This is a genomic window from Pseudoalteromonas sp. NZS127 (assembly GCF_015864805.1).
GTDB classification, from domain to species: Bacteria; Pseudomonadota; Gammaproteobacteria; order Enterobacterales; family Alteromonadaceae; genus Pseudoalteromonas; species Pseudoalteromonas nigrifaciens.
Map to the genome: position 1 here is coordinate 74490 of NZ_JADYWN010000016.1, position 9074 is coordinate 83563.

11 protein-coding genes are annotated in these 9074 nt (G+C 40.1%); 3 read left to right on the top strand and 8 right to left on the bottom strand.

What is annotated here, in order from left to right; all coding sequences use genetic code 11:
* Positions 1-195: 195 nt before the first annotated feature.
* The 3 genes from I6E78_RS14195 to I6E78_RS14205 all read left to right on the top strand — a co-directional run bounded on the left by I6E78_RS14195 (position 196) and on the right by I6E78_RS14205 (position 2622).
* Positions 196-1572, top strand: a complete 1377-nt coding sequence (locus tag I6E78_RS14195) for a class II fumarate hydratase (protein ID WP_011326776.1) — start codon at positions 196-198, stop codon at positions 1570-1572.
* 113 nt (positions 1573-1685) lie between these two features.
* Positions 1686-2207, top strand: coding sequence for a hypothetical protein (locus I6E78_RS14200; RefSeq protein WP_197182750.1), 522 nt, complete (start codon positions 1686-1688; stop codon positions 2205-2207).
* A gap of 10 nt (positions 2208-2217) precedes the next feature.
* Entirely contained in the window at positions 2218-2622 is a 405-nt protein-coding gene (locus tag I6E78_RS14205) for a hypothetical protein (RefSeq protein WP_197182751.1), read from the top strand.
* Between the two features lie 25 nt (positions 2623-2647).
* On the opposite strand, the gene I6E78_RS14210 is transcribed toward I6E78_RS14205, so the two are convergent.
* The 8 genes from I6E78_RS14210 to I6E78_RS14245 form a co-directional block, all read right to left on the bottom strand.
* Entirely contained in the window at positions 2648-2833 is a 186-nt protein-coding gene (locus I6E78_RS14210) for a hypothetical protein (protein ID WP_011326773.1), read from the bottom strand.
* Between the two features lie 55 nt (positions 2834-2888).
* Positions 2889-3209 carry a hypothetical protein gene (locus I6E78_RS14215; protein ID WP_041454305.1) on the bottom strand — a complete coding sequence of 107 codons (321 nt, stop codon included), beginning with the start codon at positions 3207-3209 and terminating at the stop codon, positions 2889-2891.
* Complete coding sequence (locus I6E78_RS14220; protein ID WP_197182752.1) at positions 3206-3844, bottom strand: DUF4178 domain-containing protein; 639 nt, start codon at positions 3842-3844, stop codon at positions 3206-3208. Before I6E78_RS14220 ends, I6E78_RS14215 begins: the two co-directional genes overlap by 4 nt.
* Before the next feature lie 75 nt (positions 3845-3919).
* Positions 3920-4612: a PspA/IM30 family protein gene (locus I6E78_RS14225; RefSeq protein ID WP_011326770.1), complete on the bottom strand. Its 693-nt coding sequence runs from the start codon at positions 4610-4612 to the stop codon at positions 3920-3922.
* A gap of 24 nt (positions 4613-4636) precedes the next feature.
* Positions 4637-5050, bottom strand: coding sequence for a YjfI family protein (locus I6E78_RS14230; RefSeq protein WP_058372251.1), 414 nt, complete (start codon positions 5048-5050; stop codon positions 4637-4639).
* Positions 5051-5129: 79 nt separating this feature from the next.
* Positions 5130-6851 carry a polyamine aminopropyltransferase gene (locus I6E78_RS14235; RefSeq protein ID WP_197182753.1) on the bottom strand — a complete coding sequence of 574 codons (1722 nt, stop codon included), beginning with the start codon at positions 6849-6851 and terminating at the stop codon, positions 5130-5132.
* Between the two features lie 4 nt (positions 6852-6855).
* Positions 6856-7755 (bottom strand): DUF350 domain-containing protein, encoded by a 900-nt coding sequence (locus I6E78_RS14240; protein WP_058372249.1) that lies wholly within the window; start codon positions 7753-7755, stop codon positions 6856-6858.
* Positions 7756-7781: 26 nt separating this feature from the next.
* Positions 7782-8714: a hypothetical protein gene (locus tag I6E78_RS14245; protein ID WP_058372248.1), complete on the bottom strand. Its 933-nt coding sequence runs from the start codon at positions 8712-8714 to the stop codon at positions 7782-7784.
* Positions 8715-9074: the final 360 nt, after the last annotated feature.

Sequence of the window (9074 nt, forward strand, 5' to 3'; positions counted from 1 at the left end):
CTATACTTTTATAATTGCTCTTTATATTGAAACACGCAGCCAAAGATGTAATGATAATTATTATCAAATACCCCTTGTAATTTACCACGCCAGCCTACAGATAGAGTACAAGGTTTACTTACAATAAATAATTACCAAGCGAGTGCGTAATTAGCATTCTCAGCCGCTGGTTTAATCCTTTTGAGGAAAAATATTATGACTCAGTTTAGAACAGAATCAGACAGCATGGGCGAGCTACAAGTCCCTGCTAATGCACTATATCAAGCGCAAACTCAGCGCGCTGTGAATAATTTTGCCATCAGTGGTTTAGCTATGCCTAAGCAGTTTATAACCGCCCTTGCTTACATTAAACAAGCTGCAGCGCAGAGCAACTTTGAGCTTGGGCACCTAAGTAAAACTAAAGCTAAAGCAATAGAGCAAGCATGCCAAGAAATTATTGATGGTAGCCATTATGAGCATTTCCCGGTCGATATATTTCAAACTGGCTCGGGTACGAGCTCAAATATGAATGCCAATGAAGTGATTGCCACTTTAGCAAGCCGGCTAGGCGATGAAAGTATTCATCCTAATGATGATGTAAACATGGGGCAAAGCTCTAACGATGTGATCCCTACTGCCATTGCCCTGAGCAGCGCAATAAATGTGGTATACGAATTACTGCCTTCACTAGAAAAACTATCACAGCATTTAGAACATAAAAAAGCCGAAGTTGGCGCTATAGTAAAAACAGGCCGTACTCATTTAATGGATGCTATGCCGGTTACTTTTGGGCAAACTTTAAGTGCCTGGCAAACGCAAATTAACCATGCTGCAGCTGGCATAAGGCATAGCCTAGAGCGTGTTTGCGAACTAGCACAAGGTGGCACCGCTGTAGGAACAGGTATTAATGCCGATCCACAATTTGCACCGCTATTTGCTAAAAATCTCAGTGCCAACGTAGGGATTCGATTTACTCCTAGCAGTAACTTTTTTTACAATATTGGTTCGCAAGATGCCATTGTCGCGCTTTCAGGGCAATTAAAAGTACTTGCTGTAGCGCAAATGAAAATAGCCAACGACTTGCGCTGGATGAACTCTGGTCCATTAGCTGGTTTAGGTGAAATAGAGCTTGAAGCACTACAACCCGGATCATCTATTATGCCCGGCAAAGTAAACCCTGTGATCCCCGAAGCAGCAGCTATGGTGAGCGCCCAAGTAATTGGTAACGACGCTACAATTACCGTTGCCGGCCAAGCAGGTAATTTTGAGCTAAATGTAATGCTGCCGGTAATTGCTTATAATATTTTACAAAGTATAGAGTTACTCGCCAATAGCGCCCAAGCACTGGGAGATAAAGCCATTGCTAGCTTTACAGTAAATCAGCTAAATATTGATAAGGCACTGGCTAAAAACCCTATTTTAGTAACCGCGCTAAACCCGGTGATCGGTTATGAAAAAGCAGCCAAAATAGCGAAGCAAGCATATAAAGAAGCTCGCCCAATTATTGATGTTGCCGAGCAAGAAACCGACTTATCGCGCAGCGAGCTCGAAAAGCTACTCAATCCCAGCAAGTTAACCCAAGGCGGGCTGTAAATATTCACAGTAATTAATAACGGCTTTAATTGCTTGATAATAGAGTTTTTATTGCCGTAACAAATGCACAGTGTATGATAGTGGTGAATAATTCACCACTATCAGGATTTGTTATGCGTACTACATTGCTAGCTATATTTTTACCACTGTGTTTAACCGCTTGTTTAGATAACCCCGTAGCAGAAACAGAAAAAACAACTGCCAGCGAAACAACAGCGCCATCGCAGCAAAAACTACAACAACTGCAAAAAAGTAACAAAGCAGAATTACATACCCCAGCCGAAAAACTATCAAATACTGCCATGAAAGCAGTTACTCTTGATGACATTAAAGCAGCTAAAAATGAATTAAATACGCTCATTGCTAATAAACAATGTGATAGCAGTACGCAGTGCCAAGTAGAAGCTGTAGGTAGCCGAGCATGTGGCGGCCCAAGTAGTTATGTAGTGTATTCAACGACAACAGCAACAACTGAGCAAGTCACTGCATTAAGTAAAAAAATCACTACCTTTGAAAGTAACTATAATGCACAAAATCAAATGGTCAGTATTTGTCAGCATATAACTGCGCCAAGCACGCAGTGTGTAGAAAATAAATGTGTTAAACTTGAAGGCTCAGCAGTAAGTGTATTTTAAGGATAAGGTTATGAGTTGTTTGCCATCAGCAATTAAACTATCAATTGTAAGTATTGCTACTAGTATTTTGTTACTGAGCGGCTGTGCTAGCACAACATCGTCAAGCAATGATCATGGAACGAGTTTAGCGAGTCTTAATAGTCAACTTAACGATATTGTTAGTAACAATAGCTGTACAGCTAGCTTTCAATGTAAAGTGCTTGAAGTAGGTGCGCGTGCGTGCGGTGGACCAAGTAAGTATGCGGTGTACTCAACACTTAATACCCAACAAGAACAAGCTGAGCAGATTGCACAGCAAATAACAGCACAAGAAAGCACGCTAAATAAGGCACAAGGCTTAACTGACTGCCCATCAGTGCTTGAAGTACAATCACTGTGTATTAATCAGCAATGCCAACCTTTTGAAATAAAATAATGCTGCAAACAATTTAATTTCAGCGTTATCCTAAATATGGGATTAACGCTGAAATAATTACCACCATTACTAAACAAATCCCCGCCTTAATAATATAGTGCATTGGCATTTTGTTAAGCACCCAATACGCATAAATAAAACGCACAAAGTAGCTTGCCGCAGTACCAAATAATGCAAAAATTAGTAAGTAAGCAATTAAAATTATATTCACGGCAACTCGTTATTTTATCGTTTTAGTTTAAGGGCATAGCGTCTATAACATAAAACTACTTAATTTTTTTTGTATGAGCAATCAAAAGTTCTGCAACGCGTTGCTTTACAACGCGCTTGTCGTCACTTTGTACATCAAAACGGCTTGCAAGCTGTGCAATTTCATCGTCGTTTAAATTAAACGATAAACGCTGTCGAGTTTTTTTCGACTTTACATCTAAACCAAGTATTTTGCGGATCATATCTGAGGGTGTTAGTTCTTGATCAATCGCTTGCTTTTTTATCGACTTTTGTACTTCGCTACTTAGATCAAATGCCATTTGCGTGGCACGCACTGCCTGCTCTTGGCGTAACCACTTTTCTTTAGCATCACTCACTTAGCGTCTCCTGGAAACAAGTCAACAATGTCGGTAATTGGTCGCATTAAGGTAAGCGAGACTTCGGTTTCGCCACCATCCCAAATCTCAATATTTAAACCAAAGCCTTTATCATCAGACTCTAAACAAATCATTTCACACAGCTCACCACCTTCTTGCTCATAACGTGGAAGAGCTTGATTGCGATAGTCTTTATTATGAAAATAACACACAAATGGCGATTCGCTTTGCTGATAGCTGTTAGCTAAAAACTGCGTAAAACGCTCTGGTATATTTTGCACTGTGATATGCGTTAACGACTCTTCATCAAAAATACGCGCAAACTGATCAAGGCCAAATATATCTTCTACTTCATCACGTTGTACTTTTATAGAAAAGTTAGCCCATTGCTCGCCATCTTCTTGCTCTATTTGTAAAAATACCACTTGGCCGCTGTCACTTTCCAACACAAACTCAGTATCACTACTGTGTTGATACTGATAAGTTTGTATATCAATAACGCGAAGAGTTTGCCCTTTTAACCACGCAGGATAAGCAAATGAATCGATGACGGTAAACATGTCACCTTTTTTAAGCTCACTGGCATGATTAAGCTGACGCTCTGGCTCTTTTTTAGATTTGAAAAAATTAAACATAGGAAGGCTGCCTTCTAAGCAAAAAAGGTAACTAAGCTAAAGCCTGGTTACCTTTTTAAAATATGAACGTAATTATTAGCTATTTTGCTTGGCTTTAATACGCGCTAAAATATCAGCACTTTTTGGACTACTGTCACCAATTCCGGCTTCTGCCATTTTCGCTTTTAAATCGTCGCCGTTTACATCGGCTTCTAGCTCTTTAGCTGCACCTAACTGATCTTGACGGTCTTGCTGGCGTTGCTTAATACGCTCAAGCGATTGACGAGCCGATGTCATAGACGAGCTGTTAGTGTTTAATGTGCTGTTTACAGCCATGGTAGCTTGTTGCACGCTTTCTGTGGTTTTAACCATAGTTAGCTGGCGTTGGTTTTCTTTAATCGACTTTTCAGCTTCTTTAACTTGCTGTTTAAGCGCTACAATGTGATTGCTAAAACCAGATAATACTTGTTCGTTCTCTGCTTTTTCAGCTTCAAACTCGCCAATTTTTTCTGCAATTTCTAATGCTAAAGCTTCATTACCTTTCTCCAGCGCTTGGCCAGCATAAGCTTCATGCTCAGCAATAGAAGCATCTACAGCGCTAATTTTACGCTTAGTTTGCATTTCTTTCGCCATAACTTCTGTTAGGCTCTTTTTAGCACGGTGCAAAGCATTTTGTGCGTCTGCAATTTCTTGCTCAAAAATACGGATACCGTTTTTATCTACAATTGCTTCGCCTGCTTCGCGAGCGCCGCCACGTACTGCTGTAAATAATTTTTTTAAAATACTCATAATCTTAACTCCACTAAATCGCTACTAATCGTTTAAATACATGGTCACGGCTTCTAGTGCATCAATAGCATTATCGGCTAATGTCACTAGTTCGTGGGTAATGTCATCTAATGATGAATTTACCGACAGTGCACCAAAAATCGCGTATTTATTATCGATTTTAGCAAATGCACTTAATGGAATTGGCACGTTTAAACGTAGTAATGTTTCGTTTAACTCGTTACGTAATTCCTGCTTAACTTCGTCTTCGTCAAACAAGTAGCTAATGCATAATAACTGCTCTTGTGTTTGCGTAACAAAAATTGGAAGCTCATCATTTTCATCAACAATGACTTGTAATACATCTTGCTCACCTGGATTAGCAATCAAGAAAGACTCAAAGTTAGCGCCTTCTGTTTCAAAAGAAGCTAATTTTATTGAAAGTTCATTTAATTCCATGTCTCTGCCTTTTGTCGTTTGACATATTATGTCTGAGTTAAGATTCTCATGGCCGACATATTATGTCAACCATGTTTTATTAGTTTTTATACAACTCGCTTTCTATTTGCCATGCTGTACGGTAATAATCGTACAGTTGACCAGAGCCTAACCTATTGACTTCAATATCTTTAACATGTTCAAAATAATTATTCGGAAAAATAAAACTAGCCAGTAAATATTCTTTACTGATCCACCTTGATGGTATCGGCATTGCGGTTACATCGTTAATTCGCCCACTAGCCGATTGCCCCATTTTAGTAGCTATAGTCCAGCCCCATTGCCCAAATGAAGGTATGTTTTGTTGATACTGTTCTACATATTCAAATCCAGCCGCTTTAACCGTTTTAGCAATACTTAAAAATGCTTTTTTAGCATGATAAGGCGAGGTTGACTGCACCGCCATTGCTCCATCTGGTGCTAGTAATTGGCGTACATGATTATAAAAGTAATCACTATACATTTTATTTAAATCGGGATGATTAGGGTCCGGTAAATCAATTAAAATAGTATCAAATTGCTTTGCCTGGTCGAGCAACTTTTCAACTTCTAAAAAGGCATCACCAACAATAATATCTGCACGCGGATCATGCATAGATTTGCTATTAAGGCTTAACAACCGCTGGCTAATATCTTCAGGCGAAGTAAACTCAGCGTCTTTATGGCCAAACAAATTAAGCAATTGCCCATCAAGGTCAATCAGGGTTACTTTGCTCACCGGCCACTTTAAAACATCTCTAAGTGCCAGCCCATCGCCACCACCAATGATCAGTACCCGCTCATGACGATTTGACGCCAACATAGCCGGGTAAACTAACATTGAATGATATATTTGCTCATCAACACTAGAAAACTGTAAGCGCCCATTTAAGTATAAATCGGTTATTGGCTGTGGCTGATTTTTACTTAACCGCTCGGTTAGTACCACATGTTGATATTTAGTGGCTTGGGAATAAATAACCTTGTCTTTGTATAAAACATTGCTCAAGTTATCCATCCAGCTACTGCCTAATACCAATATAAACGCAAATAATACTAGCAATAACAGGTGACACGCTAATAACAGCTTTGCAAAGCGTACATAGGTATGATACCGCCATAAAAAGGCAAGCCCTGCAATTATATTAAACAGCGCAGTCCACGCAGCTGCTTGCATTATGGGCATAGACAACATAATACTAACCCAAATAGCCGCGCCAATTCCGGCACCTATATAGTCGGCACCATAAATTGTTCCTGCGTTATTCTCTAAAAAACGACCATAAACATGCTGACGAATACGCGCGATAAGCGGTATTTCCATACCAATAAACAAGCCAAGTATAAGGCCAAATACATAGGGTAAAAAACGCGACCACTCTTGTAGCTTTTGAAATACATAGCCATTGAGTACTACGTCGGGAGGCAAATTAAAAATACTCGAAAACATATGCGGCAGCGAATAACTCACAGCAATAACGCCGGCAATGGCCAAAATACAGCCCATGCCAATCAAAGCAATTATACTTTCTAGCCAAGCAAAGGCGGTAAATGCATCTTTAAACCAACGCGCTAAAAATGCGCCAATGCCCATTGCGACTATCATAGTGCCGATCATCGCATAAATAGCGCTTTCTACTGAGCCAAGTACCCGCCCCGCATAATGAGACAGTAAGTATTCATAAATAAGGCCACACCCTGCGAGTACAGCCATAACGGTAATAAGTAAAATATCGTGCCCAAGTAAACTAAATTTACTTGGGCTTTTTATAGTTGATGACACTCGATTATGCGCCTAATAGTGTTGCCATAGTTATACCTACCGCAAATGATAACGCTGCAGAAATCGCGGCTACACCCACATTTTTTTGACGGTTCACTTCATCTGAAATATCACAGCCAGATAAAATTATTTTAATTGTCACTAAATGCAAAATAATAAATACCAGTAAACTAACTACTGCACTAATAGCCCAGTACAACAAACTCGCATTAATATTATCGGCTACGTAAGGCGCAATCCCCGTTGCTGCGGTAATGGCTAATGCGCTGCCAATTAAAAAACCGGCATAACGAATACCCACAGCTAAGTTGCCATCAATAATTGCTTGTTGTAAGCAATCACCACTTTTATTGGTGCGCTTAAACAGCTGTACGCGATATTGGCTCACTACCAACAACACTAGGCTACCAATAACAAAAGCTGCAACCACAATAGGTAAACCATGCCAGCCGTCGGTAGCCACCCAGAGCAATGCCGAGCGAATTACAATGGCGACACTAACAACGTGGCCAAAGTCGATAACAGCCGCTGTCACGTTACCTTTAACTATTTCGCTATGTAAGCTCACTTTACGTAGCGCAACTTTATCTTGAAAGAAATGCCCAAGCTTAATGAGTAAAATAGCCAGTGCACCATAGCCCAGCATTTGCAGAGCTTCTTGCTGTAATGACACCGCAAAAGCACCGCTGCTCACACCAGTAAGCACAATCGCCAATGCAACTAAACCCGCAGCAAAACTAATACCAAATGCAAAGTTATCACGCTCAGTAATTTCATCATTAGCATGCAGGTTAGATACCCAACCCTTAATATATTTAAGACTCACAAACAGCAAAACAATAATTGCAAAATCAATCGCCAGCGCTTGCAGTGACCACATAGTTATTCCATTAAATTCATACATATTACTCTAACTCCAACTTTATTCTTTTACTTACCACGGCTCACGCCACGAGAGGTTCTACTACCACTGTTACGAACTGAGCCCGAGTTATTACTGTAACTACTCGAACGAGAATAACTACTGCGACTTTTAGGTGGTGTGTAGCTACTTCGGCTTAAGCCTGACGCCCCCGTTTTTTTGCTCGCATAAGGGCTAGTAAATTGCTTACCTTGGCGTTGATATGATTGACGCGTACGTGTTTCTAGCGTGCTCTGCGCTTTAATTTGTTTTGGGCTTGAGTAACGTGAACGGCCGTAGTCATTGTAATAACTATATTTACGACCTCGGCTCCAGCTACCATATTCAACACGATTAAATACATCCCCTAAAATACGATACATACCGTACCATTGCCAAAAGCTAGTACCATTGCTGTTAGATTGCCAGTTACCATAATTAGGATTACCCACCATTTGGTTACCAACTCCAGCGCCTTCAGCTTGCTGACTAATAGCACCAATACGCGCTAAATTGCCTTTAGACATATCCGCAAGCATATTAATAGGATCGGTTAACGCATCTGAGAATAGCGTAGGCTTTGCAGCTTCGCGCAATAAATCAATACTGTGCAAAGTATCTTCGTAAGGAGGAATAAGGTAGGTGCCCTTAATATCTTTAAGTCGCTGTGTTAAACCACTGTAAAGTGCACCTTGACGAGTGGCGTCAAGGGTAATTACATCAACAACTTTTGAAAGTTCTGGTTGCTGATTTTTAAGCTGAACACCGTATTCTTTAAGTAATAATGCATTTCGCAAACTACCATTATCAAGCGCAGTACCTAGCTGTGATAGCTCAACCTCCGCTTTTTTAATCGATTCTTGAATTGTTTTTTGCAGTTGCTCTTCTTTAGATTGGCAACCCATAAGCACCGCAAACAAACAAAACAGGCTGATAAGTTTCCAAGCTTTAATATTTGACATTCATGTCACCTGATTTACTGAATTAACCTCAGTAGTTTTACACAGGTCACTTATTAAACCAACAGTGAAATTGCAACAAAATGATTTTAAAAATGAATTTCTAGCTTGAGAATACAACGACTCGTTAAAGGCTACAGTCTCCTTAGCTATTTTAAAGCTCTTTATCGTCGGTAGTCACGTTGCTCTCCCGACCTACATGAGAGACTTGAGTGTGTATTATTCACCCATCTTCACTTTTCTGCAGACGTAAAAAAGCCCGAATCGTTAAATTCGGGCTTTCTACAATTTGGAGCCTGGCAATGTCCTACTTTCACATAGCAAATGCTACACTATCATCGGCGCTGTTTCGTTTCACTACTG